The sequence below is a fragment of the Lacticaseibacillus parakribbianus genome, assembly GCF_025490915.1.
Taxonomy (GTDB): Bacteria; Bacillota; Bacilli; order Lactobacillales; family Lactobacillaceae; genus Lacticaseibacillus; species Lacticaseibacillus parakribbianus.
Window position 1 is genome coordinate 29,741 of sequence record NZ_JANQBA010000008.1, and the last position, 26,555, is coordinate 56,295.

The following is a 26,555-nucleotide window of genomic DNA, read 5'->3' on the forward strand; positions in this document are numbered from 1 at the left end:
ATGAATTTTTGGGACCGCATCACCGGCAACGACATGACCCGGCAGATGGCAGCCTTTGCCGCCCGGGTCGCCTTGCTGCCGTCGGATTACCAGGCGGCCTGGCAGATTATCAATCAGACGGTGATGGCGCGAGCCGACTTCACCGGCCGCAACCTGATGCCGATTCTGGCCGGCATTGTGGACATGATGGAAGAGGCCGCAGCAGATGGCCTCAGCGTCCAAGAGGCGCTGGGGCCGGACATCGCCGATTTTGCCGATTCGGTCGGGGCCGCAAGCGGCGCGACCAACGTGCAGGACCGCTGGCGCCGCCAACTCAACGCCGCGGTGTACAAGAAGCTGGGGAGGCGACAGCCATGAGTGTCTGGCAGGAGAAAAAAGCGTGGCGCGACCACGTGGCGGCGGTATCCGCGCTGCCGCACGATTACGAAGTCGTCTACCGCGAGCTGCAAAAGTACTTGTTCAAGGTCGGCCCGATCGCCTGGAACGCCCAGGTTTCGCTGCTCGACGACATCCTGGCGCTGTTTGAAGACGGTGCGGCGGCCAAACAGGATGTGCTGGCGGTGACCGGCCCGGATGTCGCGGCCTTTGCCGACCGCCTGATTGAAGCAAGCGAGGCGGCCACCTTCGCCAAGTACTACCGCTGACGACCCAATCACACAAACAGGCTTGCCCCCAGGCGGCCCGATTGACAACAGCAGCATTGGCTGTTGTCAATCGGGCCGGCCTGTCCGGCAAGCCTGTTTTGGCGTTGGGTTACAGCGTGACGACAACTGTGCTGCGAATCGATTGGCGACCCAGGTCGAGGAGCAGGCCGCTTGCGCTTCGGTGCAGTACGTCGTTCGGCCGTGGTCCGACCTGCGGCGCGACGGCGACGGGTCGGCCGTCGACGGTTACCGTTGCGGTGGTGGCCCCGGCGATGAACAAGGTCAAGGCGACTTGCTCCTGCTGGCCGGCGAAGCGGCCGGTGGTGGGGTGAATGACCAGCCGGTGCTCGGTGCCGGCCAGAAGCGTCCGGGCCTGCTCACCGGCCGCGTCGGCGGTGCTTTGGCCGTCGTCTTCCACCAGGGTGAAGCGGCCAACACCCGGGGTCCAGTCGATGATCCGGTCCGCACGCCGCTGAGCCGGTGTGAGGTGCGGCGGCGTCAGCGGCAAAATCGCGCCTTCCCGCACGAACAGCGGCAGCCGGCTCAGCGGCGTGGCCAGATCGTGCAGGGTGCGACCGCCGGTGAGGGTCGCACCGGTCCAAAAGTCGTACCAGGTGCCGGCCGGCAGGTACAGGTGGTCGCGCAGGCTACCGCCAGCGGTGCGGCCATAGGCGTTGACAATCGGGGCGACCAGCAAGTCGTCGCCGACCAGAAACTGGTCCTCAAGCGCGGCGCTTTGCGTGTAGGCGGTCGCCTCGGCCCAAAAGGTCGGGCGCAAAACCGGCGCCCCGGTTTGCTGCGCCGCGGCGGCCAGGCTGTAGAGGTAAGGCACCAGCTGCGTGTGGTACAGCAAAAAGGCGCGGTTGATCGCAAGGTAGGGGTCGCCCAGCTGCATGCCCATCAGCTTAGGCTGATCACCCCAACCGTCCATGGCAAAAAAGTGCGGCGTGAAGGCCTTCCACTGCAGGTCGCGGGTCTGAATCACCGGATTGCTGCCGGCGTAGATGCCGTCGACGTCGCTTGCGACGTTGGCAAGCCCCGACAGGCCGGCTGAGAGGTACGAGCCGATGTGAGCGGCGAGGTTGACCCAGTCCGATCCCGCCTGATCGCCGGTCCAGGTGATGGCGGTGCGTTGCGAGCCGGCCCAGCCGTCGAGCGTGACGATGGCCGGCCGGAGCTTGCGCTTGGTGAACTCGGCCGCGGCCTTGGCGCCGGCGTTGAGGCCGAAAGTGTAGCCCTCACCGACCCAGGCGACGTCGGTTTTGATCGCCCGGACCCCGGCGCCCAGCTCACGGGCGAAATCACGCTCGCCTTTTTGCGGGGCGGCCGGGTCCTTGGGCGTCAAGGTCGCCTGGGTCCACAGGCCGGTGGTCACACCGTGGCCTGCGGCGTAATCGCGAAACGCCGCGAGGTTTTCGAGGTCGCCTGCCAGGCTCTCGGTTTGGCCGTAGCCGGCGCCGTAGCCGTCGTTGGGGATGAACCAGCCCAGCGGCAGGCCGTTGTCGCGGTAGCGGTCCAGCACCGCTCGGGCGGAGAACTGGCGGTTGTGCTCGCCGTTGAGCGATTCGCGAAAGGCGCGGCGCGGCATTCTGTCAGCGTCGGGTTCGGTGAAGGTGACGTGGCCGCTACCCGGTACGTTGGGGACCAGGGTCACGCCGGCGACGGTGATGGTGCCGGCGCGAAAGCCGGTGTTGAAGGTCTCCTTGCGAATCGGCTGGTACTCCTTGTACCACCGCCCGTCGGCGAAGCGAATCGCCCCGGCGGAGTCTTTTGTAACCGGCACCCAGTAGTCGCGGTTGTAGGCGTTGAAGTGGGCCGGGTAGAAGGTGAAGGCCGGCGGCAGCGCTGGGTCGCCGGTCAGTTCGTGGTAGCCGTGAATCAGGCCGGCGGGGGTCTGCGCCAGGATTAGGTAGGCGTCAAAAATTGGGTCCGAATGGGTCAGGTAGGCGCCGGCTCGCGGATCGGCGAAGTCGTACTCGCCCGGCGTGAACGAGTTGACCAACAGCCCGTAGCCCGTGGTCGCCCAGTAAAAGGGCACCGGTGTGGTCACGCCGCCTTTGGTCCAGCGGTTCTCGTTTTTGATCTGAATCAGCTGGCCGTTCAGGTTGACGCGGCCGTTTTGCATGCCGCCGCCGAAGTAGTTGGCCGAAGGCGCCGTGCGAATGCGCGCGGTCCAGGCCGTCTCGCTCAGCTGCGGCAAAAACAGGGTGCAGACGACGTCTTCGCCGCGCTGCACGGTCAGATGGCCGTCGCTTGGCATCAGGCGGTAGTCGCCCAGCGTCACGCCGCCGTCGACCAGCGTCAGCGGCGTGGTGGCCGTGGCCGTCACGATGGGGGCTTGGAAGCGCTGGCCGGAGCCACCGGTAGCGATGGTTTCGTCGGCGTGTTTGGTCACCTCCGGCGCGACGGGGATGCTTGGGTGAACCGGCCAGGTCGATTCGGCGGTGACGGTCAGGCGAACCAGGTGGTCGTTGACCGCGGTCAGGCGAGCATGCCAGCCGTGGTAATCGAAGTACAGGGCCCCGGCCGTTAGCGTGAGGGGTCCCAAGGCGTTGGGATCTTCAATCATAGTGTTGCCTCCTGCGTTTTCCCTACTATAACGCAGCCGCCGGGTTTTTGCTCGCGAGACGGCGCAAAAGGCCGGCAAAGCCGCGGGGTTTTGGGTATAATCGAGTCAGCGGAGGTGAAGCATGAACTATCAATTCGAATTCACGGCACCAAGAGAAACAACCGTCAAGCGCCTGCTGGCGGCCAACGGGGTTAGCTGGCGCCTCTACAAGCGCCTGGCCGACGCCCACACCATCTGGCTGGGGCGGCGCCAGACCAGCGTCAACGAGCGCGTGGCCAAGGCCGCCAAGGTTCGCTTCGAGCTGCCACCGAGTGACGGCGTCGCAGCGACCCCAGGTCCGCTCACCGTGGTGCTCGAGCTTGACAACTGGCTGGTGGTCAACAAGCCGGCCGGCCTTAACAGCGTGCCAGGCCCCAGCCACCCGACCGAAAGCCTGCTGAATTACGTCGCCGCCTACCTGGCGAGTGAGGGCATCGACGGGCCCCAGCCGGCCATCATGACGCGGCTGGATCGCGACACCACGGGGCTGGTGCTGGTGGCCAAGCACGTGTTCGCGCAAAGCCTTTTGGACGAGGCGACGGTGACCAAGCGCTACAAGGCGGTGGTGGTCGGCACCCCAGAACCGGCGACCGGCGTGATCGACCTGCCGCTGGGCAAGGCCGAAGACGGCATTCACCGCGTGGTGACGCCGGCCGGCCAGGCGGCGGTCACCGATTACCGGGTGCTAACGCCGGGGCCGCAGAGCCTGGTCGCCTTGACGCTTCACACCGGCCGCACCCATCAGATTCGCGCTCATTTGGCCGCGATTGACCACCCGGTGGTCGGTGATCCGCTGTACGGCCAGGCTGCTGCCGCCTGGCCGCACCAGCTGCTGCAGGCCAGCGACCTGACCTTCACCGACCCGTTCACGGCCGAACGTCACGACCTGAGCCTGCCGCTGCCGGCGGATTGGCCCGAGGGGCTTTCATGACGGCGCGACAGCTGCCGGCGGTCACGCTGCGGCCGATTGCGCCGACCGATGCCGCGGCCTTTTTGGCTTACGCCGGCGACCCGGCGGTAAGCGTTCCGGCCGGTCTGCTACCGGTTTCGGACCTGGCCGCGGCCCAGGCCCGGCTGGCTCACGCCCCGGAGGTACTGGCGGTGGTGCATGACGGCCAGGTGGTCGGCCAAGTCGGCGTTTACGCCCGGGCGGCGACCGGGCCGGACGCCCCGGACCGCGAGCTGGGTTACGCCTTGGCCCGTGCTTACTGGGGGCAGGGGTTGATGACCGCCGCCTTGACTCAGGTGCTGGCCCAGCTGCGCCGCAGCGGCACCGGGCAGGTCTACGCCTTCGTCGCGGTCAGCAACCAGCGTTCCGCCGGCCTGCTGCGGCGGCTGGGTTTCACCTGTCAGGACCGGCTGCCGGCCCAGCCGGACGCGCTTTTGGGGCGGCCGGAGGCGGAGGATGTGTTCGTCTTGAATTTGAAAAATGAAAACGAAAATGCCGTAATGTGATGTAAAATATTTTTTTCTTTTCATTTTTAAAAGATTACTCGTGGCATGGCCGAGTTAATGCTATAATGAAACCAACATTATATGTGGAGGTTTCACAATGAGCTCGCAGACAGAGTATGATCAGGTGTACGCCAAGCGGCTTGCCGCCATCGAAAAGGATCCCCAGTTCACGATCTTGTCCAGCATGAACCGGCCGCAAGCCGACGGGGAGACGAAGGCCACCCAGTACATCGTCTACACCGATTACAAACTCGAGGACAAAAAGCGCAACAGCTTCACCGTCAGCGTGTACACCCCGTTCGAAAACGTCGACAAGTACGGCCACTCCAAGGCCGACTTCCAGTCCCAGCTGCTGTTCGACCTGAACCGCTGGCAGGCCACGATGCACATCACCGTGCTTGAGACCCTGGGTTCCGAAAGCCGCCTGGCCTTTTACGACTTCCAGAACATGGGTCTGGCGACGCTTGCCCTCAAGGCGTTCATCAACCTGGCCAAAAAGGCGGGCGTCAAGACCATCGACGGCAACCTGAGCTCCTTTGACCGCGACAACTTCGCCAAGCTGACGCACCTGTTCGAGAAGTTCGGCTTCGCGGTGACTGTGATGGACGCCGAACAAGGCATCGGCAAGATCACCCTGAGCGTCTGATCGCGCGAGACAGACGGGTGACAAGGATTTGTGCTTGACTTTCCGGCGAAATCCTGTATGCTAGTAAAGTTAGTAATTCTTGAAAGGGGAGGTGAAAGTAAGATGCGTGATAACATTCTTCTTGCTTGCGCCGAAACCGGCGAACGAATCTATCTGACTTCTAAGAACAAGCGTAACACGCCTGATCGTCTTTCTTTGAAGAAGTACTCTCCAAAGTTGCGTAAGCGTGTGACCTTCACCGAAGTTAAGAAGTAGTTCGTCGCTTACGGCCGTAGCGACTAACCGACAGGGCACCGCAGACATTGTCTGCGGTGCCCTGTTTGCGTCCCAGAGCGGAGCGGGGCGCTGTGGACGGGTTTTCTTGGCCGAATCTGCGGGCGATTTGCTGCGCCGATTCAGCGCTCAAAAGTTCTGAAAACTTTTTTTGCTGGAACGCTTGACCTGAAACGCGTTTCACAGAATACACTGATTTTGCAGGTGAGGGGCGCGCCGACCTGCAGTTGGAAACACTGCTCAGTCCATTATGGAGGGATTATTATGTTCACATTGTTTGCTAAGAAGCACGCGGTTGTTGACCTGCCCTTGGATAATGCCGTCGAGCTTGACGCCCTGAACGCTGTCGCGGCGGTTGTCGCCGACCGGCTGAACCTGGATCGCCAGGCGGTCAAGTCGAGCCTCATCGCCAGCGAGGTGGCCGGCTCGCAGATTGTGGCCGACCGCGTGGTGGTCATGCACGCGACCTCCGATCAGCTGACCCGGCCGCAGTCACTTTTGATCACCTTCCGGGAGGCGGTGCAGTGGAGTGAGGCCAGCACGCCGGTCGACTACGCACTGGTTTTGGTCATCCCCGACGGCAGCGACTACGAGACCGTGGCTGCCCCGGCGGTCGCCAAGCTGGTCGCTCAAAAAGGCACGCTTGGCACGCTGAAATCCAACGCTTCGGCTTTGAACCGCCTGAACGCCACGCTGCTTTAACTCTCCCTGGCCGCAGTTTTTGCTCACTCGCCTTCTGAGCAGAAGCCCGGCCGTTTTGGTACACTGAAGAAGGTAACAGCCGGGAGGAGAAGTCATGGCAACAATTCGTGATGTGGCAAGAAAAAGCGGCTACTCGGTGGCAACGGTGTCGCGGGTGCTCAACCACAAGCCTTACGTCAAGCCGGCGGTGAAGGCGGCGATCGAGGCGGTGATCAAGGAGCTCGATTACGTCCCTAACGACGTCGCGCGGGACCTCAGCCGCGGCAGCACCCGGACCATCGGCGTGGTGTTGCCGCGATTTTCGCATCCGTATTTCACCGACTTGACGGTCGGCATCATGGATGCGGCCTTTGCCAACGGCTACAACGTGGTGCTCCTGCCGTCGCACTACGACGCGCAAGTCGAACAAGACGCGTTGGAGCAGCTGCGGCGCAAGGCCTACGACGGGCTGATCTTCACGTCGCATCAGCTGAGCCTGGCCGCGATGGTGCCGTACCTCGCGTTCGGGCCGGTCGTGGTCTGCCAAGACCCGGGACAGGTGGCCCTGCCGGCCGCCTACACCGACCGCGGCCGCAGCTACGACGATGCGCTGCACTGGATTCGGCGCCGCGGTTTTCACCGCGTCGGGGTGATGCTGCCGCGCGGCACCGCGGTCAGCGCGACGGCCCAAGCGATCGTCGCCGCCTACACCCGCGTGTTCGGCGCGGCCCCGGACCCGGCGCTGTGCTGGGTGGATTCGATGACCTACGCGGATGGGGTGGCCGCCGGGGCCTTTTTCGCGCAGGCCAAGGCCGACTTCGTGTTCGCCAACGGCGACGACATCGCCGCCGGGGTGCGGCAACACTACCTGGATCACAACCTGCCGGTGCCGGGGCTGATGGGCCAGGAGAATCAACTTTCGGGCCAGCTTTTGGGGCTGCCGTCAATCGACCACCACTTCAAGCGCGTCGGCCGCGCGGCGCTTGAGCTGGCGATTGGCAAGCGCGATCAGTCGGTGGTGGTGCCGGCCGACTTCATCGTGCGGTGAGCCTGACAAAAGGGCGAGCTTGAAAGTTGACGGCCGAATTGGCAGGGCTTACACTACTATCAGATGATTATCTTAGGACGGGGCGGCGGCTTTGATCACAGCCGCAGCGCGACCACCGTCTATGGGGAACGGTCCGGGACATAAGCATTCCCAGTACCCCACTCATGCCATGCCAAACCAGGCAACAACGCCGACGTTTTCGTGCAACGGTCCCCTCCGATTGGGACCGACCACCAGGGTGTGGACCACCATCTTCCTGCCGCATAGTCCGGTGCCTACTCGCTTGCGAGGTAGCTGCGGTACCGACTGACAGGGAGCTTGCCGCTAAGTGGCCGAGGAATCGGTCGCTGCGGTGCGAGAACCGCCAACTCAGGCAACCAACCAGTTCAAGGCCAGGGCCAGCGCGTGTTTTGCCTCGCGCTGGCTTCGGCGCGGCCGCCGCAGGTTCAGCCTGCGGCGGCTTTTCGTCTGGACGGCAGAATTTTCGTCTGGACGCCAAAAGACGCCTTGGGTGCCAAACCCAGGGCGTCTTTGGCGATTAGTCTGATTGGGCCGCGGCTTGGCGCTGGCGCCGCCGCACCCAGGCCTTGCGGGCCTCCTCGAGGCCGAACAGCGGGAAGGGAATCACGCACAGAAAGGCCCAGTCGGCAAGACCCAGGGGCGTGGTGTTGAAGAGCCCTTGCAGCCCCGGGGTGACGGTCAACACGAAGAACAAGGCGATTTCAAACGCGATGCCGTACCAGATCCGGCGGTTGGCGAACAGCCCGGAGCGAATGACCGAGGCCTGCTTGGTGCGGCAGTTCAAGGCGTTGGCGATCTGCGAGAAGACGATGGCGCCGAGCACCATGGTCGTGGCTTTGGCGTAGGTCACGCCGCCGGCCGCCAGCGCCGTTTGCGGCCAGCCGTTTTGCAGGTTGACGAAGAAGTAGGCGAAGGTCGAAATGGCGCTGGCCAAAAGCCCGTACCAGGCGAAGGCGGTCCACATCACGCGGCGACTCAGCAGGTGAGCGGAGCGCTTGCGCGGCGGCTGGTGCATGATGCCGGGCTCCGCCTTTTCGGCACCCAGCCCAAGCGCCGGCAGCATGTCGGTGCCCAGATCGACGGTCAGAATCTGCATCACGGTCATCGGTAGCGGAATCAGCCCCCGCGAGAACAGGAACAAGACGCTTGGAATGGCCTCCGGCACGTTGCTGGTCAGGATGTAGGTCAAGAACTTCTGCAGGTTGGCGTAAACGGTGCGGCCCTCCTCAATCGCCGCGACGATCGAGGCGAAGTTGTCGTCGGTCAAGATCATGTCGGCGGCGTCCTTGGCGACGTCGGTGCCGGTCACACCCATCGCCACGCCGATGTCGGCCTTCTTGAGCGCCGGGGCGTCGTTGACGCCGTCGCCGGTCGAGGCGACGATTTCGCCATTTTGCTGCAGGGTCGAGACGATTTTGTACTTCTGCTCCGGCGCGACCCGGGCGAAAATGATCTCCCCCTTCAAGGCGTCTTGCAGCGCGGATTCGCTCATCGCGTCCAGCTCGGTGCCGGTGACCACCCTGGCGTTTTGGCTGGTCAGGCCGATTTTGACGGCGATCGACTTAGCGGTCAAAGTCGAGTCGCCGGTCACCATGATGATCTTGATGTTGGCGGCGTGGCACTTGGCCACGGCGTCGTAGATTTCCGGCCGCGGCGGGTCGGCCATCACGGTCAAGCCGACGAAGACCAAGCCGCTTTCGGCGGTCTGGATGGTCAAGGCGGCCAGTTGCGCCGGCTCGTCGGCCTCGCGCGGCAGGGTGCGGTAGGCGGCGGCCAGGCTACGCAGCCCAAGCGCCGCGTACTTCTCGTTGGCGGCGTTAATCGCGCGGCGGTCATCTGCCGTCAACGCCCGCACGGTGCCGGCCACCTGGATGCGGTCACACTGCGGCAGCAGGTCCGACAGCGAGCCCTTCACGCAGGCCACCAAGTCGCCGCTTTGTGGCGCGTGAACGGTACACATGCGCTTGCGTTCGGAATCGAAGGGAAACTCCTTGACCCGTGGGGCGGCCTTGGCCGCAAGCGCCGGGTCGAAGCCGGCCTTTTGGGCCAAAATCACCAGCGCCGCCTCGGTCGGGGTGCCCAAAATCTTGGGCTTGCCGCCGTCTTGCGCCGGGGTCACCGTGGTGTCGTTGTTCATCGCGACCACCTGGACCACGCGCTTGAGGTCGGGATCGGCGTCAAAGGCGATGGGCTTGCCGGCGGCCAGGACGCGGCCGTTGTTGACGTAGCCCTGACCGGTCACCTTGAAGGTCTGGTTGCGGGTCCAGACGTAATTGACCGTCATCTGGTTTTGCGTCAGGGTGCCGGTTTTGTCCGAGCAGATCACCGTGGTTTCACCCAGCGTCTCCACCGAGTTGAGGTCCTTGACCAGCGCGTGTTTCTTGGCCATGCGCTGGACGCCTTGCGCCAGGCTGAGGGTGACCGTCGGCAGCAGCCCCTCGGGAATGAAGGCGACAATCATGCCCAAGGCGAAGATGAACGCCTTGGCGGCCGGGTACTTGACAAAGAAAATCGCCGCCAGGAAAAAGGCGATGCCGATGCCGATGGCGATCAAAGAAATCTGCTTGGTCAGGCGGTTGAGCTCGCGGGTCAGGGGGCTTTGGACCTTGGTCTGATTTTGCGTCAGCGCCGCAATCTTGCCGAACTCGGTGTGCATGCCGGTGGCGTAAGCGACCGCGGTGCCGGTGCCGGCGCCGACGGTGGTGCCAGCGTACACCAGGTTGGACTCCGCGAACTCGCCGCTGCCGGGTTCGTAGCGAACGAACTTAGACTCCGGCACCGACTCACCGGTCAACGCGCTTTGGTCGACCTGAAGCGAGGACGCTTCAAGCAGCCTGGCGTCGACCGGGACGGCGTTGCCGGCTTGCAGCGCAAAGACGTCGCCTGGCACCAAAAGCGTCGCGTCGAGCTGCTGAAGCTTGCCGTTGCGGTAGACCTGAACATAGGTCGGCAGCATCGCCATCAGCGAGTCGGTCGCCTTTTTGGCCGCGCGTTCCTGCCAGTAGCTGAACAAGCCGTTGATCACATTGACCAGCCAGATGGCGATGCCTAGCTCGACGGTCCCCGACAGCATCGCGATGATGCCGGAGACCCACAGCAGGATGGCCATCAAGCTGGCGAAGTTCTTCAAAAAAACGCGCCACTGCGGCTGGCTTTGGCCCTTTTGAATCGTGTTGTGGCCAAAGCGGGCCAGCCGCGTCTGCGCCGCCTGATCGCTCAGCCCGGTCGCCTGGGTGTCCAGGTTGTGCAGCACCGTGGCGGCATCCGCCTTGGCGAATTGCGTTCGCTTGTCTGTTTCGTCCATTCGTCACACTTTCCTTTCGAGACGCCCCACTGGGTCGCGGCTGTGCGTGTCGCACAGTTGTCTGTTTACCCGTATTCTAACGCATTGGGGTATCGGCAGCACAATCTTTAGGATAATTTCGCGCGGTTGTCGCCGATTTTGGGCGCGGTGACGCGCGCGGTGGCCGGTGAAAAGAAGTCGAATCATGTTATAAATTTAGAGAATAAAAAATCACAAGCTAAATTCTCGTGTTTTATATGTTCTGCCGTTATTCTTGAGGCATGGCCTGTCGGGTCGCCGATGGGCATTGGAGGTGAAAGCATGACGAATTTATGGGTGGCACACCGCGAGATTCCGGTGACGCTGACGTACCAAGGCCTGGCGTGGCCGACCAGCATTGCCCCCGGGGTGGTGTTCACCACGGCCGCTCAAGAAGCGCTGGAGGCGCCGCAGCGCATCCTCACGCCTTGGGCCGGCAGCGCGGAGGTGGCCTGGCAAAAGCTGGCCGCCGGGGCCCGGCTGGTGGACAGCCAGCGCTTTTTGGCCCAGCCGTGCTGGATTTACCCGCACTGGCAGCTGCTGCGGCCGCTCGGGGCCAAGGTCGGCGGGGTGAAGCCGCGGCTGTTGCCAAGCGGTGCGGTGATCGAGATCCAACAGGCCCGGCGCCTGGACCAGGAGCTGTTTTTGTACGTGATCCGCGCAGCGGAGCAGGAGCTGACGGTCAAGCTGTTGGTCAGCGAGTTCAACGCCCGGGCCCGGCCGCTGGGGCCGCCCGAACTGTGAGCGACCAGATGAAGCGAAAGACGCGGCGCCACCTTCCCGTGCGGGAGGCGGCGCCGTTTTGGCGTGGCGTCAGATTAATCCGTCGCGCCTCAATTCCGCTGGGTCGGCGTGGTATAATAATTAGTAACACGAGTTTGGCTGCCGCATCTGCGGCAGGCATTGGAATTGGAGGTAAGGCTATGCAGGATTTTTGGACCAATCTACTTCATTGGTCGACGCTCGCCAACCTGCTTGACGTTCTGGTCGTCTGGTACGTGGTCTACCGGCTGATCGTGCTGATTCGCGGGACCAAGGCTGTTCAGCTGCTCAAGGGGGTCTTTGTGATCGCCGTCATCAAGCTGGTGGCCGTGATCTTGCACCTGCAGACGGTCGGCTACATCATCGACCTGATCATCACGTGGTCGGTGCCGGCGTTGGTGATCATTTTTCAGCCCGAGATTCGGCGTGGCCTGGAACACCTGGGACGCGGCTCGGTGCTGCCGTGGACCCGCAACGACCAGCACGACGTTGAGACGCGCATGGTCAAGGAGCTGGACAAGGCGATTCAGTACATGAGCAAGCGCCGCATCGGGGCGTTGATCTCGATTCAGCAAAACACCGGGCTTGAGGACTATATCGAAACCGGGATTCCGCTGGACGCGGATGTGTCCGGGGAGCTGTTGATCAACATTTTCATTCCCAACACCCCGCTGCACGACGGCGCGGTGATCATCCGCGACAACCGCATCGCGGTGGCGGCGGCCTACCTGCCGTTGTCCGAAAGCAACCTGATTCCCAAGGAGCTTGGGACCCGGCACCGCGCGGCGGTCGGCATCTCCGAGGTGACCGACGCGTTGACCATCGTGGTGTCCGAGGAAACCGGCGGCGTGACGGTGACCAACAACAACCACCTGATTCGCGACCTCACCCGCGAGGACTACCTCAAGCTTTTGACGGCGCAGCTGGTGCCGGCACCTGAGGCCAAGGTCAACCCGCTCAACAGCTTCTGGACCGGCCTGACGCGCAAAAAGGGGGGCAAGCGATGAAACTCAGCAAATTTTGGGAGAGCGCTTGGTTTTACCGGCTTTTGGCGCTGCTTTTGGCCGTCGGGCTGTTCGCCTACGTCCACGCCGAGGACCTCAACGACCTGACGCCGACCACCAGCCGCCACAACGCGATCACGGCCACCACCAAGCGAACCTTGAACGTGACCTTGCAGCTGAACGTCGATTCAGACAAGTACTTCATCACCGGCTACCCCAAGAAGGTGGCGCTGACGCTTGAAGGCAGCACCAGCCTGGTGACGATGACGGCCAACACCATGAACTTCCAGGTGATCGCCAACCTGCGTAAGCTCGGTCCGGGCAAGCACACCGTCACGCTGACCACCAAGGGGCTGAACAAGGACCTGACTTACAGCATCAAGCCCAAGACCATCCAGGTGACCATCTCGGATCGCAAGACCAAGACCATGCCGATTCAGGTCAAGTACAACCAAGACAGCCTGGCGCCGGGCTACAGCGTCGACACGCCGCAGCTGAGTGCCGAAACCGTCTCGGTGACCGGCAGCAAGGGCGAAATCGACCGGGTCAACCAGATTGTGGCCAGCGTGCCGCTGACCCGCAACACCAAGAAAACGGTCGCGCAAACCGTGCTGCTTCAGGCGCTGGACAAGAACGGCAACACGGTCAACGTCGTGTTGACGCCGGAGACGGTGCAAGTCAAGCTGCCGATCAGCCTGCCGAGCAAGAAGGTGCCGCTGGCTTTGTCTCAGGAAGGCAAGGGCACCAGCGGCCTGGCCTACACGCTGAGCACCACCACCAAGTCCGTGACGGTCTACGGCGCCAAGGAGACGCTGGCCAAGCTGGATAAGCTGACCGTGCCGGTGACCGTGGCCGACATCGGCCAAACCACGACCAAGACCATCAACTTGGTGGATGTGGAGCCCAGGCTGGTCGCCACGGCCCCACAAACCGTGAAGGTGAAAATCACGGTGGCGCCGACCGCCACGACCAACGCGGCTGGGGCCGAAAGCGCCAGCAGCGCGGCCAGCACCAGTAGCGCAAGCAGCGCCGATAGCGCTTCAGATAGCAGCACCGACAGCGCCGCAGACGCCGCCAAATAGACCCGATAAGAAATGAGGAAATGAACGATGACGAAGTATTTTGGTACCGATGGGGTTCGCGGGATTGCGAACCAGGAACTGAGCCCCGAGCTCGCGTTTCGGCTGGGCCGCTGCGGCGGCTACGTGCTGACGCAGCACAGCCAAGACCGGGCGAAAAAGCCCAAGGTCCTGGTTGCCCGGGACACGCGGGCATCGGGGGAGATGCTCGCGCAGGCGCTGACGGCCGGGCTTTTGTCCGTCGGCATCGAGGTGCTGTCCTTGGGCGTGATCACGACGCCGGCCGTGGCCTACCTGATCAAGGTGCAAAGCGCGGCCGCCGGCATTCAGATTTCGGCGTCGCACAACCCGGCCGCCGACAACGGCATCAAGTTCTTCGGCCCGGATGGCTACAAGCTGTCTGATGAAACCGAGCTTGAAATCGAGGCGCTGCTGGACGCACCGGAGGACACCCTGCCGCGGCCGGCCGCCGAAGGCCTGGGTAGCGTCGCCGACTACCCGGAAGGCGCCTTGAAGTACACCCAGTTTCTGGAGCAGACGCTGGCCGATGACCTGTCCGGCATTCACGTCTGCCTGGACGCGGCCAACGGCGCGACCTCGAACCTGGTGTCTCGGCTCTTCGCGGATCTCGACACCGATTTTGACCTGATGGCGACCCACCCGGATGGCCTGAACATCAACAAGGGCGTCGGTTCGACGCACCCGCAGGCCTTGGCCAAGCTGGTGGTCGAAAAAGGCGCTCAGGTCGGCCTGGCCTTCGACGGCGATGGCGACCGCTGCATCGCGGTGGATGAAAAGGGGCAGATCGTCGACGGCGACAAGATCATGTTCGTGCTAGGCAATTACATGAAGTCCCGCGGCCGGCTCAAGCAAGACACGGTGGTGACCACGGTGATGAGCAACCTCGGCATGTACAAGGCGCTGACCGCCAACGGCATGAAGTCGGTGCAAACCGCGGTCGGTGACCGCCACGTGGTCGAGGAAATGCGCGAGCACGGCTATAACATCGGCGGCGAACAGTCCGGTCACGTGGTGCTGTTCGATTACCACAACACCGGCGACGGGATGCTGACCGGCATTCAGCTGCTCAACGTGATGAAGCAAACCGGCAAGCCTTTGTCCGAACTCGCCGCCCCGGTGACGACCTACCCGCAAAAGCTGGTCAATATCAAGGTGACCGACAAGAATAACTGGCAGTCCTACCCGGCGATTCAGCAGGCCATCGACACCGTCGAGGCCCAGATGGCCGGCGACGGCCGGGTGCTGGTTCGCCCTAGCGGCACCGAGGCCCTGCTGCGCGTGATGGCCGAGGCCAAAACGCAGGCCTTGGTCGACCAGTACGTCGATTCAATTGCGGCCGTCGTGGAACAGGAAATGGGCTGCTAAACCAGCCGCAAGAAGACCCGGGCAACCGGGTCTTTTTTTTGGCCGGTGGTCAAGCACAGTGCCCGGCCTGGGGGTGGTGCGATCGCGTGACTCGTGACGACAAGACCGATACCAAAATTTAATTAATACCAATTATCCAAAATCAGTTGACACGCGCCTACTAACGGCATTATAGTTGGTCATACCGTTAGAACCAATTCGCTGCAAACGGAATATACCAATAAAGGATGTTGAGCGTTTATGTGTGGAATCGTCGGTGTGATCGGCAGGCAGGATGCGACCCAAGTGCTGTTGAAGGGGCTGGAGAAGCTGGAGTACCGCGGCTACGACTCGGCCGGGCTGTACGTCAATGACCAGCAGGGGCACGACCACTTGGTGCGGCGGGTCGGGCGGATTGCGGCGCTTGAGGCCGCAATCACACCGGCCGTGACCGGTACCATGGGCATCGGTCACACGCGCTGGGCGACCAACGGCAAGCCGACCGAGGCCAACGCCCATCCGCAGCGCTCAAGCGACGACCGCTTTTACCTGGTTCACAACGGCGTGATCACCAACGCCCAGGCGCTGGCCGCGCAGTACCTGCCCGCCGTCACTTTGGCGTCGGACACCGACACCGAGGTTTTGGTGCAGCTGGTCGCCGCCTTTGTCCAATCCGGGACCGCGACGGTGGCGGCCTTCAAGCAGGCGCTGAGCCTTTGCGAAGGCTCCTACGCCTGCTGCCTGGTGGATCGCCTGGACCCGTCGCACCTGTACGTCGGCAAAAACAAGAGTCCGCTTTTGATCGGGCAGGGGGATGGCTTTCACGTGGTCGCATCCGACGCCTTGGCGATGCTTGATTTGACCGATCAGTTCATCGAGCTCAAGGACGGCGAGGTGGTGACGCTGACGGCCACCACCTGCCGGATCGAAACGCTGGCCGGTGAGCAGCGCCTGCGCGAGCCGATCACCGTGACCATCACCGACGGGGCCGCCGACAAGGGGCCGTACCCGTATTACATGCTCAAGGAAATCAACGAGCAACCGGCGGTGATGCGGCGGCTGGTGACGGCCTACGCCCCGGACGCGGCGGCCCCGGTCGTCGACCCGGCGCTGCTCAAGCTGCTTGCGGCGGCCGATCGCCTGTACATCGTGGCGGCCGGCACAAGCTACCACGCCGGGCTGGTCGGCAAACCGCTGTTCGAGCGGCTGGCCAACGTGCCGACCGAAGTGCATCTGGCCTCGGAGTTCGGGTACCACCAGCCACTGCTTTCGGCTCACCCCGTGTTCATTTTCCTGAGCCAAAGCGGCGAAACCGCCGACAGCCGCCAGGTGCTGGTGGCGATTCAAAAGCAGGGCTTCAAGAGCCTGACCATCACCAACGTCGCCACTTCGACGCTGGCGCGGGAGGCGGATTTTGCGCTGGGGCTGCACGCCGGACCGGAAATCGCGGTGGCCTCGACCAAGGCCTACACCGCCCAGATTGCCGTTGAGGCCCTGCTGGCCACGGCGCTGGGCCAGGCCAAGCGGGTGCCGGCCGCCGCAAGCTTCGACGTCGCGCATCAGCTCAGCCTGGCGGCGGCGGGGCAGCAGGCGGTGCTCGACGCAACCGACCGCATTCACGCGCTGGCCACCGCGATGTTTGAAGACACGCGCGACGCCTTTTTCATCGGTCGCGGGGTCGACCACGCGGTGAGCCTGGAGGCGGCCCTCAAGCTCAAGGAAATCTCCTACGTGCAGGCCGAGGGCTTTGCGGCCGGGGAGCTCAAGCACGGCACCATCGCCTTGATCACGCCGGGGACGCCGGTCACGGCCTTCATCAGCGACCCGGTGACGGCCGCCCACACCCGCAGCAACGCCCAGGAGGTCGAGGCCCGAGGCGGCCACGTGCTGCGCGTGGCGACCCAAAGCCTGGCCCAGCCCGGCGATGACCTGGTGGTGGCCGACCTCGACGCGGCCCTGACGCCCCTGGTGACCATCGTGGTCGGGCAGCTTCTGGCCTACTTCACGAGCTTTGACCGCGGCTACGACGTCGACCGGCCGCGCAACCTGGCCAAGTCCGTGACGGTGGAGTAATAAGTTGGCCCGGTCCTTCGCAACGACTGCGAAGGGCCGGGCCTTTTGGGTGGTCTGAGCGACAAAAAAACACCGCCTGGGCGGTGTTTGGGTGGTTAGTCTTCGTCGTCATCGGGCCATTCGGCGCTGGTGTAGACGTTTTGGACGTCATCGTCGTCTTCGAGGGCGTCGATCATGTTCTGCATGGTCTCAAGCTTCTCGGCTGGCACCGGCACCGTGTTTTGCGGCACCATGGTCAGCTCGGCGGTGGTGAACTTGAAGCCTTGGCCTTCCAAGGAATCACGCACGGCGGCGAAGTCCTTAGGGTCGGTGTAGATGGTGAATTCGTCGTCGGTGGATTGGAGGTCCTCGGCGCCGGCCTCGAGCACGGCCTCAAACATCTGGTCTTCATCCACGTCGAGGTCCTCACGGTCGATCACGAACATCCCGCGGCGGTCGAACATGTAGGAAACCGCGCCGGCACCGGCCATCGTGCCACCGTGGCGGGTGATGGCCACGCGAACGTTGGAGGAGGTGCGGTTCTTGTTGTCGGTCAGTGCTTCGACCAGAATGGCAATCCCGGCGGCGCCGTAACCTTCGTAGGTCACTTCGTCGTAGCGGGTGGTGTCGCCGCCTTCAGCTTTATCTAAGGCACGCTTGATGTTGTCTTTTGGCATGTTGGCAGCACGTGCCTTATCCATGACTAACCGAAGCGCCGGGTTGTTGTTGGGGTCAGAACCACCTTGCTTTGCTGCCATGAAAAGCTCACGGGAGATTTTCTGGAAAATTTTGCCGCGCTTAGCATCCTGGGCGTTCTTGCGGCCCTGGATGTTATGCCATTTACTGTGTCCTGACATCGTAAACCCTCTTTTCAAAATTATTGATGCACATAAGCGGTCCTATTATACCAAATTTGGTGAGGTCACACAACGCCTTTAGCGCCGCGAGCGGTGCCTGCGCCACAGCCAAAAGGCCAGCAGGGCGCCGACCGCCGCCCCGCAGGTGTCCAAGATGACGTCTTGAAACAGCGGCGAGCGACCGTGGGTCAAGGACTGGTGGAACTCGTCGCCGGCCGCCAGCACGAAGCTTGCCGCCACGCCGGCCAGGCTGTGCCAGCCCGGGCGGTGGGCCAGCCGGGTGAGGCCGTGGCTCAAGGCGAAGCTGAACACCAGAAAAATCGAGAAGTGGGCGGCCTTTCTGATGAAGAACTCGACGAAGGCGGGAAAGCCCATCGCTTCCGTGCTGATCGGCGCGTTGGCGTAGGTGAAGTGAATGCCGGCCAGCCACGGCCACGGCGCCTGCTCCGGCAGCCAGCGGCTCAAAAGCGGCACCACGGTTTGCTGCTGATAGGACATGCTGGAGCTGATGAACAGGGTCAGCACAATGGCGCCGGCCAGAATCAGCCAGCCGTATTTTTTGATGACGCGCATGAGGGCCTCCACTAGAATCAATTTTGTCCTCAATCATAGCACACTGGGCCATGCTATAATGAACGCAATCATTTGTTGGAGGTAATTTTAATGAAATATTCCATCACCTGGCAGCTGGACTCGATCTTCCCCGGCGGCATCGCATCCCCGCAGCTGACGGCGCGGATTGAGGACGTGGCGGCCAAGCTGCCGCGGCTCGCCGACCGCATCGCGGCCTGGGACGCCGCCGCCGACTTGAACTACGCCGGCTTCACCGCCATCATGGCGCTGTACGAGGATGTCGAAAGCGGCCTGGCCACCACGGCGACCTTCGCCAACATGATCCAATCCGCCGACACCGCCAACCAGCAGGCCGGCGTGGTCGCGGCCAAAATCCAGACGCTCAGCACCGATTTTGGCGCCGCGCTGACGCCCCTGATCAAGAAGCTGACCGCCATGCCCGACGCTGATTTCGCCAAGCTGACCGCGGTGCCGGCGCTGGCCCCGATTCAATTCGGCCTGAGCGAAATGCGCCGCGACGGCAAGGAACTCCTGGACGACGCCACCGAGGCGTTGATCGACCGGCTGGCGCTTGACGGCTTCAACGGCTGGTCCAGCCACTACGACCACTTGAGCGCCGACCTGCACTTCGCCATCGACGAAGGGGGGCAGCCGCTTTCGGCGGGGCAGACGCAAAACCGCTTTGAAGGCGACCCCGACGCCGCCAACCGCGCTCACGCCTTTGCCGTTTGGGAGAAGACCTGGGCCGCTCACGCGCAGCCCTTCGCCGACACCCTGAACCACCTGGCCGGCTTCCGCCTGAGTAACTACCGGGCCCATGGCATCACCGATTACCTGCAAAAGCCGCTTGAGCTCAACCGCTTAAGCCGCGCCAGCCTCGACGCGATGTGGGCGAGCGTGGCGGCCAACAAGGCGCCGTTCGTCGCCTACCTAGACGAAAAGGCGCGGCTGGCCGGGCAACCGAAGATGGCCTGGCAGGACCAATGGGCCCCGGTGGTGGTCGGCGATTACGTCCCAAAGACCTACACCTTCGACGAGGCCGCTGAGTTCATCATCGCCAACTTCGCCAAGTTCTCCAAGAAGATGGCGGCCTTTGCGCAACACGCCTTTGAAAGCGGCTGGATCGAGGCGGAGGATCGCCCGGGCAAAATCGCCGGCGGCTACATGACCTCGGTGCCGGACGTTAAGGAGGCGCGGATCTTCATGACCTTCGACGGCTCGGCCGCCGGGGTTTCGACCATCGCCCACGAGCTCGGCCACGCGTTCCACAGCAGCATCCTCAAGGACTTCCCGGCGATGCGCCGCGATTACGCGATGAACGTGGCGGAGACGGCCTCCACCTTCGCGGAGCTGATCGTCGCCGACGCGACGGTCAAGGCCGCGACCAGCCCGGCCGAAAAGCTCAACCTGCTGGACGCCAAGATGAGCAACCCGCTGGCGATGTTTTTGAACATCCACGCGCGGTACCTGTTCGAACGCAGCTTCTACGACCGGCGCGAGCACGGGCTGGTGACGGCAAGCGAGCTGTCTGAGCTGATGCAGGCGGCGCAGGAGCAGGCCTACGCCGGGGGCCTGAGCAGCTTTGATCCGATGTACTGGGCCAACAAGCTGCACTTTTTCATCGACGACGTGCCGTTTTACAACTTCCCGTACACCTTCGGCTACCTCTTCTCAAGCGGCATCTACGCCAAGGCCCAGGCCCAAGGCGGCGATTTCGAGGACGATTACATCGCGCTCTTGCAAGACACGGCCAACATGTCGACCGAAGAGCTGGCCCAAAAGCACCTGGGCGTCGACCTGACGCAACCGGATTTTTGGCAGCAGGGCATCGACCTGGCGGCCAAGGACGCCCAGGCCTTCAGCGACCTGAGCCACACGCTTCACTAGCCAGCAAAAAGGCGAGCATCTGCGGATGCTCGCCTTTGGTGTCCAGTGAAGCGCGTTGCGCCACGGTGTTGGCGTGGATCGTGCGGCCGCGCGGTTAGTCGCGACGCAGGTGCAGCCGGCGAACGGAGAACAGGGCCGACACGATGATCGGCGTCAGGATGACGGCGCCTAAGACCTCGGGCACCCCGTTGGCGGCGATCACGCCCATCAAGACCTTGAGCAGGCCGCTTGAGGTGACCCCGTAGGCCTTAGCGACCGTGCCAGTGTATAATGTTCCCATCAGGGCGATCACCAAGATCGTGTTGGTCAGGGTGCCAAGCGCCGCGGCCACGATGCTGGCGCCGACGGTGTGGAGCCGCTTGCGTAGCGCGTTGAAGGTGACGCCTGCGACTAGGCCGACCAAGACCCGCGGTACCACCGCCACGATCGGGTTGGTGAAAATGATCGGGTCAAGCGGCGTCGTCGGCGCCGTCAGCGCCCGGATGATGGTGAACAGGCCCCACATCAGGCCGATGAACATGCCGTCCCACGGGCCCAAGACGATGGCCGCGACGATCACGGTGATGTGAATCACGGTCAGCGAGGTGAAGCCCAGCGGGATGAAGCCGATCGTCATGGTTTGGACGATGATCAAGGCGGTGAGCAGCGCCCGAATGGTCAGGCGGTAGACGGATTGTCGGTTGTGCATGGTTGGCCTCCATGGCGTGTCCGATTATGACACGCGTGTCATTTTGTGCCAATTAAACCACAATGTGTGAGCGCTGTCACGCATTTTTGACGAAAAGGGGACAATTCGATGTCAGATCAGCTCAGGGAAAAAAAACGCGCCGCGATTCTCCAGGCGGCGCGTGGGGTCTTCAGCCAAAAGGGCCTGATCGGGGTGACCATGAGCGACCTGGTGGCGGCCAGCGGGATCAGCCGCGGGGGCCTGTACTTGTACTACAAGTCGGTCGACGAGGTGTTCACCGCCGTGGTGCAGGCCAAGGCCAGCCACCGCTTCGCCGGGGTGAAAGCCGCCGCGGCGCGTAACGTGCCGTTTGCCGTCTTGTTCAACGCCTACCTGGCCGGCCACAAGAACCGGCTTTTGCACCAGATGAACGATTCGATGCTTCGCGCGATGTACGAGTACGCCTTCACGCACAAGCGCCCGGCGGATCACGCCTTCCAACGCGCCCAATACGCGACCACCGAGGAGACGATCCTCTCGATTCTGCGGCTGGGGGTTGCCCAAGGGGTGCTTTTGGACGTGGCGCTGGCGCCGGTGGCCGAGCACGTGATGTTCACCATCGAGGGGATGAACGTGTTGGCGCTGACCTCCGGGCTGACGCCGGAGCAGATCGAAAGCCAGTGGCGGCTGCTGAAGGCCGGCCTGCCCTGGGTGGCACCGCGCTGAGCGGTAGTTGAGAACGGTGACTGGGTTTTTAATAAGAATTAGTGTAATTTCATATATTCCTCATTGTCTAAAATTTGGCTCTCATTTTTGAGCCGGGGTGTCTCGGCATCGTGAACGCCTGCCACGCCCTCATGGACAAGGATTGACCGCAAGCGGCCGGGCCGGACTGAATGAGAAGTCCATGGCACCGGCCGTTTCCGATTTGTGGGCGGTTTGAGCCCGGCGTATAATCGAGACTTGTGCTTGGCTGCCGGTCTCGGCCGTTCAAAGCCCGAATGAGGAGATGCAGATAATCTTGAAACAAAATTCGCAAAAAACGTTCCTGGGTCACCCGCGGGGGCTTTTGACGCTGTCCATGACCGAGTTTTGGGAGCGGTTCAGCTACTACGGGATGCGGGCCATCCTGATCTACTACATGTACTACGCCGTGGCCAAGGGCGGCCTGGGCTTCGACAAGCCGACCGCGCTGTCGATCATGTCGATTTACGGCTCGCTGGTTTACCTCAGCAGCACCATCGGCGGCTTCATTTCCGATCGCCTGCTGGGCAGCCGCAAAACCGTGTTTTGGGGTGGCATCCTGATCATGCTCGGCCACATCGTGCTGAGCCTGCCGATGGGGGCCGGCGCCTTGTTCGCCTCGATTGGCCTGATCGTCTTGGGCACCGGGCTGCTCAAGCCCAACGTGTCCGAGATGGTCGGCTCGCTGTACCCGGAAAACGACCTGCGCCGCGACGCCGGCTTCAGCATTTTCGTCATGGGCATCAACTTCGGCTCGCTGATCGCGCCGCTGGTGGTGCCGTGGCTGCAAGACCGCTACAACTTCCACGTCGGCTTCTCCGTGGCCGCGATTGGCATGGCAATCGGGCTGATCTTCTACGTGGTCGATGGCCGCAAGTACATCAACCCGTCGGACAACGTGGCGCCGGACCCGCTGCAGCCCGGTGAGGTGCGGCCGCTGTTAATCAAGGTCGGGTTGGGCATCGCGGCGCTTGCCGTCGTGTTCGCCGTCATGGCCGGCTTTGGCGCCTTCAGCATCGCCAATGTGATCACGGTGATCACGGTGATCGCCTTGGCCGTGCCGATCACCTACTTCATCATGATGCTGAAGAGTCCCAAGGTCTCCAAGGTGGAGCGATCCCGGGTCTGGGCCTACATTCCGCTGTTCATCGCCGCCGTTTTGTTTTGGGCGATTGAGGAGCAAGGGTCCGTGGTGCTGGCGGTGTTTGCCGCCGATCAGACGCAGCTGAACTTCGGCGGCTTCCACATTCTGCCGGGGTGGTTCCAGACGCTGAACCCGCTGTTCATCCTATTGTACGGGCCGATTTTTGCGACCCTGTGGGTGCGGCTGGGCAAAAGGCAGCCGAGCTCGCCCAAGAAGTTCGCCTATGGCCTGGTGTTCACCGGCCTGTCGTACCTGGTGATGGTGATTCCGGTGCTGCTGTTTGGCACTAACACCCGGGTGTCGCCGCTGTGGCTGGTTTTGTCTTGGGCGATTGTCGAAATCGCCGAGATGCTGATCTCGCCGGTGGGGCTGTCGGTCACCACCAAGCTCGCCCCCAAGGCCTTTGCCAGCCAGATGATGAGCATGTGGTTTTTGGCCGACGCCGCGGCCCAGGCGATCAACGCCCAGATTGTGAAGCTCTACACGCCGGCCACCGAGGTCGCCTACTTCACGGTGGTCGGGGTGGTCACCATCGGCTTTGCGGTGCTGCTGTGGTTCCTGATTCCGCGAATTGAAAAACTGATGCAAGGCATCAACTGAGCGGCTTGCCGCATCGACAGGCGGTTGCGCGATTCGGCGCGGCCGCCGCGGCCGGCTGCGGCGACCGGGCCTTCGAGATGGTATACTGAACGGGGAGGTGCGGCATGAAACTAGCCTTTAGCGTGGATAACCACATCGATGTCAACAAGCTGGAGCCGGCGGCCGTGGCGGCCAGGCAGGCGGCCTACCTGAGTCAGCAGCGCGTCGGCGTTTACGTCAACGCCGGGGACACTTTCAACGACTTTCGCCGCAGCCGGGCGTTTTTCCACCACCTCGCCGCGCTTGCCCCGCAGACGCAGGTGCGGTTTTTGGCCGGCAACCACGACTTGGTCAACGGCATCAGCTACCAGGCGGCGCAGGGGCCGGCCGACCCCTTGTACCTGCACGAGCGGGTGCTGGCGATTCCCGGTACCAACACCGTGATCGTCGGCAACAACGGCTGGTACGATTACAGCCTGGCGCCAGGCGACCTGCACCAGACGGCGGCCCAGTTTGCCCGGTGGAAAAAGGCCTACTGGATCGACGGCGCGATCGACCAGCCGGTGTCCGATGCCCAACGCATGAATCGGGTGCTGGCGACCACTGAGGCGGCGCTTGACGCCGTTGGGCGGCGGCGGGTGATCTACGCGACGCATTTTGTGCCGACGCCGCTTTTGATGGTGTACGCCCCAGACCATCCGCGCTGGCAGATGGCCACGGCGGTGATGGGTTCCGCTCGCCTGGGGGCGCTGTTGGAAAGCCGGCGGGTGGCGGATGTGGTGTTCGGCCACCTGCACCGCCGCGACGCCCCGCTGACCGTGGGGGCGACCACCTACTGGCACCGGCCGATGGGCTACGGCATCAAGCGGCTGCACGAGTGGCAGGGCCATGACTGGTTCGCGGAATGGCGCGACACCTTGGTGGTGCTTCAGGCCTGAGCCGGCGGCCGCGAGGCGCAAAAAAAGCGTTGCAAATTCCGCGGCTTTCTTGTATATTATTAAACGTTGATTCGTTCAGCGTTTCGGAGGATTAGCGAAGAGGCTAAACGCGACGGACTGTAAATCCGTTCCTTCGGGTTCCTAGGTTCGAATCCTAGATCCTCCATCACGACGGCTTGCTGCGGCAGGCCGTTTTTTGTGTTCAAAGCGGCGGCCGGCGGGGTGAGCAAAACGGCTGACGCTTGGGGGCCAGGCCGCAGCGGTCGACGAAACCGGAGCTGCGGCAGCGCAGCCCAACTGGCCGAGCCGGTGGGTGATCAACGGCCTTGCTTCGGCTTTCAACTTCGGCCACGGCGGTGTTGACCTAGCGCCGTGCATCGGCTAGGCTATAGGAAACACAAGGGAGCGAGACTATGAAAATTGGGTTCATCGGCGCCGGTAACATGGCGCAGGCCATCATCGACGGCTTGATCAAAACCGGCACCGTCGCCGCCGCAGACATTGTGATTCACGGCGGGACCCCGGCCCATTACGAGGCCTACGCGGCGACCAGCGGCGTGGCGACGGCCCCGGACAACGCGAGCGTCGTCGCCCAAAGCGACGTGGTGGTGCTGGCGGTCAAGCCCAGGTTGGCCAGCGACATCATTGCGGAGATTCACGCGCCGCTGTTTGACCGGCGGCCGGTTTTGGTGTCATTGATGACCGGGGTGTCGATTCTTCAGATCGAGGGGTACTTGGGCACCAAGGATTACCCGCTGGTTCGCACGATGCCCAACCTGAACGTGGCGATTGGCGCGGGGATGACCGCCTACGCCGCCAACCCGGCGGCCCAGCCGGCGCTGGCCGCGGTGGTCGGGTTGTTCAAGGCTTTGGGTGAGACGATTCCCCTGGCCGAGGCGCATTTTTCCACCTTCGTGGCGCTGGCCGGCTCGAGCCCGGCGTTCGTGTACCTGTTCATCGACGCGCTGAGCCGCGCCGGGGTCAAGTACGGACTGACCAAGGCGGAGGCGACCAAAATCGCCGCTCAGGCGGTGCTGGGCTCCGGGGCGATGGTGCTGCAAAGCCCGGACAGTCCCTTCGATCTGATCGACAAGGTCTCAAGCCCGGGTGGCACCACGGTGGCGGGGCTGCTGGCAATGGAGGCGGCCGGCTTCATGGGTGCGGTCGTGACCGGGGTCGATGCCACTATCGCCAAGGATCAAGAAGACTAGCGAAAAATTGGCGTCAGGGGTTGCTTTTTCGGTCTATACCAGTTAAGGTGATAGGGAAACGGTAATTAGGAAGGACGACGACTTTGGAATCTCCAATTTATATTCAAATTCACAACCAGATTCGACAGGAAATCGAGGCGGGTAAGTGGCAGATCGGCGATCGCATTCCCAGCGAGCGCGACCTGGCGCTGACCTTCAACGTCTCCCGCATGACGCTGCGCCAGGCGATTCAGACCCTGGTCGACGAAGGCATCCTCGAGCGGCGCATCGGGGCCGGCACCTTCGTGGCCAACCAGAAGGTGCAAGAGAAAGTCAGCGGCGTGACCAGCTTCACCGACATCATGCTGGCCCAGGGCAAGACGCCGTCCAGCAAGACCATTTCCTACCACATCGCCAAGCCCTCGCTGTCCGAAAGCGAGAAGCTGCAGCTGGCCGAGGGGGCCCAGGTGCTGCGCATGGAGCGGATTCGCTACGCCGATGCCGTGCCGATCAGCTTCGAGGTGGCCACCGTGCCTTACGAGCTGGTGAAGGACTTCTCCAAGGGCGAGGTGACCAAGTCCTTCTACCACACGCTGGAGAAAAAAGGCGGCTACCACCTCGGCGGCGCGACCCAAACCGTCAGCGCCCAGGTCGCCTCTGAACGCATTGCCGACTTCCTGGACATCAAGCGCGGCTCCGCGATTTTGCGGCTGCGCCAGGTGTCGCTGCTGCAAGACGGCCGCCCCTTCGAGTACGTTCGCACCCAGTACGTCGGCGAACGCTTCGAGTTCTACCTGGAACGCTAACTCACAAAAGCCCCGCGGCCGGTTCGGCCGCGGGGTTTTTGGTTGCGCCGCGGTTCCAGAAAACGGCGGCGGGGGTCGACGGTTGCGCCGCTCGCTGGCCGCGTGGGGTGGCCGCTGCGGGACTGGTCCGGCCGCGCGGCGGCCCCGGGGGCCGGCGGCTCCGCCTGTCCTGACACGGATTCAGCAAATAACGCGCGTTCTTGCTGAAAG

The 26,555-nt window shown here is 63.1% G+C and carries 24 protein-coding genes and 1 tRNA gene; 20 read left to right on the forward strand and 5 right to left on the reverse strand.

The window, feature by feature from the left end; translation table 11 throughout:
• A complete protein-coding gene (locus NUH19_RS08005) occupies positions 1 to 357 on the forward strand; it encodes a DUF1048 domain-containing protein (protein ID WP_262316034.1) in 357 nt (118 codons plus the stop codon).
• Positions 354 to 644, forward strand: a complete 291-nt coding sequence (locus NUH19_RS08010; protein ID WP_262316035.1) for a DUF1048 domain-containing protein — start codon at positions 354 to 356, stop codon at positions 642 to 644. The genes NUH19_RS08005 and NUH19_RS08010 overlap by 4 nt, the downstream gene beginning before the upstream one ends.
• A 109-nt stretch (positions 645 to 753) precedes the next feature.
• Here NUH19_RS08010 and NUH19_RS08015 read toward each other — a convergent pair whose 3' ends face one another.
• Entirely contained in the window at positions 754 to 3,213 is a 2,460-nt protein-coding gene (locus NUH19_RS08015; protein ID WP_262316036.1) for a TIM-barrel domain-containing protein, read from the reverse strand.
• Positions 3,214 to 3,334: 121 nt separating this feature from the next.
• Between NUH19_RS08015 and NUH19_RS08020 the strand changes: the two genes are divergently transcribed.
• From NUH19_RS08020 to NUH19_RS08045, 6 genes are all read left to right on the forward strand, one after another.
• Complete coding sequence (locus NUH19_RS08020) at positions 3,335 to 4,183, forward strand: RluA family pseudouridine synthase (protein ID WP_262316037.1); 849 nt, start codon at positions 3,335 to 3,337, stop codon at positions 4,181 to 4,183.
• On the forward strand, positions 4,180 to 4,707 hold the full coding sequence (locus NUH19_RS08025; protein ID WP_262316038.1) for a GNAT family N-acetyltransferase: 528 nt from the start codon (positions 4,180 to 4,182) through the stop codon (positions 4,705 to 4,707). Before NUH19_RS08020 ends, NUH19_RS08025 begins: the two co-directional genes overlap by 4 nt.
• Positions 4,708 to 4,804: 97 nt before the next feature.
• Positions 4,805 to 5,353, forward strand: a complete 549-nt coding sequence (locus NUH19_RS08030; protein ID WP_262316039.1) for a GNAT family protein — start codon at positions 4,805 to 4,807, stop codon at positions 5,351 to 5,353.
• Positions 5,354 to 5,455: 102 nt separating this feature from the next.
• Positions 5,456 to 5,608 (forward strand): 50S ribosomal protein L33, encoded by a 153-nt coding sequence (gene rpmG / locus NUH19_RS08035; RefSeq protein WP_054718962.1) that lies wholly within the window; start codon positions 5,456 to 5,458, stop codon positions 5,606 to 5,608.
• Between the two features lie 282 nt (positions 5,609 to 5,890).
• Positions 5,891 to 6,328 carry a PTS sugar transporter subunit IIA gene (locus tag NUH19_RS08040; protein ID WP_262316040.1) on the forward strand — a complete coding sequence of 146 codons (438 nt, stop codon included), beginning with the start codon at positions 5,891 to 5,893 and terminating at the stop codon, positions 6,326 to 6,328.
• Positions 6,329 to 6,422: 94 nt separating this feature from the next.
• Positions 6,423 to 7,355, forward strand: coding sequence for a LacI family DNA-binding transcriptional regulator (locus tag NUH19_RS08045; protein WP_262316041.1), 933 nt, complete (start codon positions 6,423 to 6,425; stop codon positions 7,353 to 7,355).
• Positions 7,356 to 7,893: 538 nt separating this feature from the next.
• On the opposite strand, the gene NUH19_RS08050 is transcribed toward NUH19_RS08045, so the two are convergent.
• Positions 7,894 to 10,680, reverse strand: coding sequence for a cation-translocating P-type ATPase (locus tag NUH19_RS08050; RefSeq protein WP_262316042.1), 2,787 nt, complete (start codon positions 10,678 to 10,680; stop codon positions 7,894 to 7,896).
• 300 nt (positions 10,681 to 10,980) lie between these two features.
• Here NUH19_RS08050 and NUH19_RS08055 point away from each other — a divergent pair, with 300 nt between their 5' ends.
• From NUH19_RS08055 to glmS, 5 genes are all read left to right on the forward strand, one after another.
• The gene (locus tag NUH19_RS08055) at positions 10,981 to 11,442 is read left to right on the forward strand and encodes a hypothetical protein (protein ID WP_262316043.1); all 462 of its coding nucleotides are present in this window, start codon (positions 10,981 to 10,983) and stop codon (positions 11,440 to 11,442) included.
• 179 nt (positions 11,443 to 11,621) lie between these two features.
• Positions 11,622 to 12,467, forward strand: a complete 846-nt coding sequence (gene cdaA, locus NUH19_RS08060; protein ID WP_262316044.1) for a diadenylate cyclase CdaA — start codon at positions 11,622 to 11,624, stop codon at positions 12,465 to 12,467.
• Complete coding sequence (locus NUH19_RS08065) at positions 12,464 to 13,546, forward strand: CdaR family protein (protein ID WP_262316045.1); 1,083 nt, start codon at positions 12,464 to 12,466, stop codon at positions 13,544 to 13,546. The genes cdaA and NUH19_RS08065 overlap by 4 nt, the downstream gene beginning before the upstream one ends.
• A 27-nt stretch (positions 13,547 to 13,573) precedes the next feature.
• Positions 13,574 to 14,929, forward strand: a complete 1,356-nt coding sequence (gene glmM / locus NUH19_RS08070) for a phosphoglucosamine mutase (RefSeq protein ID WP_262316046.1) — start codon at positions 13,574 to 13,576, stop codon at positions 14,927 to 14,929.
• Positions 14,930 to 15,169: 240 nt separating this feature from the next.
• Positions 15,170 to 16,981, forward strand: a complete 1,812-nt coding sequence (gene glmS / locus NUH19_RS08075; RefSeq protein ID WP_262316047.1) for a glutamine--fructose-6-phosphate transaminase (isomerizing) — start codon at positions 15,170 to 15,172, stop codon at positions 16,979 to 16,981.
• A gap of 95 nt (positions 16,982 to 17,076) precedes the next feature.
• Here glmS and NUH19_RS08080 read toward each other — a convergent pair whose 3' ends face one another.
• Both NUH19_RS08080 and NUH19_RS08085 read right to left on the reverse strand, forming a co-directional pair.
• Positions 17,077 to 17,817, reverse strand: a complete 741-nt coding sequence (locus NUH19_RS08080) for a YebC/PmpR family DNA-binding transcriptional regulator (RefSeq protein WP_262316048.1) — start codon at positions 17,815 to 17,817, stop codon at positions 17,077 to 17,079.
• A 78-nt stretch (positions 17,818 to 17,895) separates the two neighbouring features.
• Positions 17,896 to 18,390: a VanZ family protein gene (locus NUH19_RS08085; protein WP_262316049.1), complete on the reverse strand. Its 495-nt coding sequence runs from the start codon at positions 18,388 to 18,390 to the stop codon at positions 17,896 to 17,898.
• Between the two features lie 90 nt (positions 18,391 to 18,480).
• Here NUH19_RS08085 and NUH19_RS08090 point away from each other — a divergent pair, with 90 nt between their 5' ends.
• Positions 18,481 to 20,277, forward strand: coding sequence for a M3 family oligoendopeptidase (locus NUH19_RS08090; RefSeq protein ID WP_262316050.1), 1,797 nt, complete (start codon positions 18,481 to 18,483; stop codon positions 20,275 to 20,277).
• Between the two features lie 94 nt (positions 20,278 to 20,371).
• Here NUH19_RS08090 and NUH19_RS08095 read toward each other — a convergent pair whose 3' ends face one another.
• Positions 20,372 to 20,965 carry an ECF transporter S component gene (locus NUH19_RS08095; protein WP_262316051.1) on the reverse strand — a complete coding sequence of 198 codons (594 nt, stop codon included), beginning with the start codon at positions 20,963 to 20,965 and terminating at the stop codon, positions 20,372 to 20,374.
• 108 nt (positions 20,966 to 21,073) lie between these two features.
• On the opposite strand from NUH19_RS08095, the gene NUH19_RS08100 reads away from it, so the two are divergent.
• The 6 genes from NUH19_RS08100 (at position 21,074) to NUH19_RS08125 (ending at position 26,345) form a co-directional block, all read left to right on the forward strand.
• Positions 21,074 to 21,670, forward strand: a complete 597-nt coding sequence (locus NUH19_RS08100; RefSeq protein ID WP_262316052.1) for a TetR/AcrR family transcriptional regulator — start codon at positions 21,074 to 21,076, stop codon at positions 21,668 to 21,670.
• A gap of 283 nt (positions 21,671 to 21,953) precedes the next feature.
• Positions 21,954 to 23,432 (forward strand): peptide MFS transporter, encoded by a 1,479-nt coding sequence (locus tag NUH19_RS08105; RefSeq protein ID WP_262316053.1) that lies wholly within the window; start codon positions 21,954 to 21,956, stop codon positions 23,430 to 23,432.
• Between the two features lie 104 nt (positions 23,433 to 23,536).
• Positions 23,537 to 24,349 carry a metallophosphoesterase gene (locus NUH19_RS08110; protein ID WP_262316054.1) on the forward strand — a complete coding sequence of 271 codons (813 nt, stop codon included), beginning with the start codon at positions 23,537 to 23,539 and terminating at the stop codon, positions 24,347 to 24,349.
• Positions 24,350 to 24,434: 85 nt separating this feature from the next.
• Positions 24,435 to 24,515, forward strand: a tRNA-Tyr gene (locus tag NUH19_RS08115).
• A gap of 247 nt (positions 24,516 to 24,762) precedes the next feature.
• Positions 24,763 to 25,560: a pyrroline-5-carboxylate reductase gene (proC, locus tag NUH19_RS08120; protein ID WP_262316055.1), complete on the forward strand. Its 798-nt coding sequence runs from the start codon at positions 24,763 to 24,765 to the stop codon at positions 25,558 to 25,560.
• Between the two features lie 83 nt (positions 25,561 to 25,643).
• A complete protein-coding gene (locus NUH19_RS08125; protein WP_262316056.1) occupies positions 25,644 to 26,345 on the forward strand; it encodes a GntR family transcriptional regulator in 702 nt (233 codons plus the stop codon).
• Positions 26,346 to 26,555 lie beyond the last annotated feature (210 nt).

Excerpts from the sequence above, each read along its gene's own strand:
- NUH19_RS08100 (WP_262316052.1), top strand. The coding sequence starts at position 21,074 with ATGTCAGATCAGCTCAGGGAAAAAAAACGCGCCGCGATTCTCCAGGCG.
- proC (WP_262316055.1), top strand. The coding sequence starts at position 24,763 with ATGAAAATTGGGTTCATCGGCGCCGGTAACATGGCGCAGGCCATCATC.
- NUH19_RS08025 (WP_262316038.1), top strand. The coding sequence starts at position 4,180 with ATGACGGCGCGACAGCTGCCGGCGGTCACGCTGCGGCCGATTGCGCCG.
- NUH19_RS08045 (WP_262316041.1), top strand. The coding sequence starts at position 6,423 with ATGGCAACAATTCGTGATGTGGCAAGAAAAAGCGGCTACTCGGTGGCA.
- NUH19_RS08065 (WP_262316045.1), top strand. The coding sequence starts at position 12,464 with ATGAAACTCAGCAAATTTTGGGAGAGCGCTTGGTTTTACCGGCTTTTG.
- NUH19_RS08015 (WP_262316036.1), bottom strand. The coding sequence starts at position 3,213 with ATGATTGAAGATCCCAACGCCTTGGGACCCCTCACGCTAACGGCCGGG.
- NUH19_RS08085 (WP_262316049.1), bottom strand. The coding sequence starts at position 18,390 with ATGCGCGTCATCAAAAAATACGGCTGGCTGATTCTGGCCGGCGCCATT.
- cdaA (WP_262316044.1), top strand. The coding sequence starts at position 11,622 with ATGCAGGATTTTTGGACCAATCTACTTCATTGGTCGACGCTCGCCAAC.
- NUH19_RS08005 (WP_262316034.1), top strand. The coding sequence starts at position 1 with ATGAATTTTTGGGACCGCATCACCGGCAACGACATGACCCGGCAGATG.
- NUH19_RS08030 (WP_262316039.1), top strand. The coding sequence starts at position 4,805 with ATGAGCTCGCAGACAGAGTATGATCAGGTGTACGCCAAGCGGCTTGCC.
- NUH19_RS08040 (WP_262316040.1), top strand. The coding sequence starts at position 5,891 with ATGTTCACATTGTTTGCTAAGAAGCACGCGGTTGTTGACCTGCCCTTG.
- NUH19_RS08010 (WP_262316035.1), top strand. The coding sequence starts at position 354 with ATGAGTGTCTGGCAGGAGAAAAAAGCGTGGCGCGACCACGTGGCGGCG.
- NUH19_RS08090 (WP_262316050.1), top strand. The coding sequence starts at position 18,481 with ATGAAATATTCCATCACCTGGCAGCTGGACTCGATCTTCCCCGGCGGC.
- NUH19_RS08080 (WP_262316048.1), bottom strand. The coding sequence starts at position 17,817 with ATGTCAGGACACAGTAAATGGCATAACATCCAGGGCCGCAAGAACGCC.
- NUH19_RS08095 (WP_262316051.1), bottom strand. The coding sequence starts at position 20,965 with ATGCACAACCGACAATCCGTCTACCGCCTGACCATTCGGGCGCTGCTC.
- rpmG (WP_054718962.1), top strand. The coding sequence starts at position 5,456 with ATGCGTGATAACATTCTTCTTGCTTGCGCCGAAACCGGCGAACGAATC.
- glmS (WP_262316047.1), top strand. The coding sequence starts at position 15,170 with ATGTGTGGAATCGTCGGTGTGATCGGCAGGCAGGATGCGACCCAAGTG.
- NUH19_RS08055 (WP_262316043.1), top strand. The coding sequence starts at position 10,981 with ATGACGAATTTATGGGTGGCACACCGCGAGATTCCGGTGACGCTGACG.
- NUH19_RS08110 (WP_262316054.1), top strand. The coding sequence starts at position 23,537 with ATGAAACTAGCCTTTAGCGTGGATAACCACATCGATGTCAACAAGCTG.
- NUH19_RS08105 (WP_262316053.1), top strand. The coding sequence starts at position 21,954 with ATGCAGATAATCTTGAAACAAAATTCGCAAAAAACGTTCCTGGGTCAC.
- glmM (WP_262316046.1), top strand. The coding sequence starts at position 13,574 with ATGACGAAGTATTTTGGTACCGATGGGGTTCGCGGGATTGCGAACCAG.
- NUH19_RS08020 (WP_262316037.1), top strand. The coding sequence starts at position 3,335 with ATGAACTATCAATTCGAATTCACGGCACCAAGAGAAACAACCGTCAAG.
- NUH19_RS08050 (WP_262316042.1), bottom strand. The coding sequence starts at position 10,680 with ATGGACGAAACAGACAAGCGAACGCAATTCGCCAAGGCGGATGCCGCC.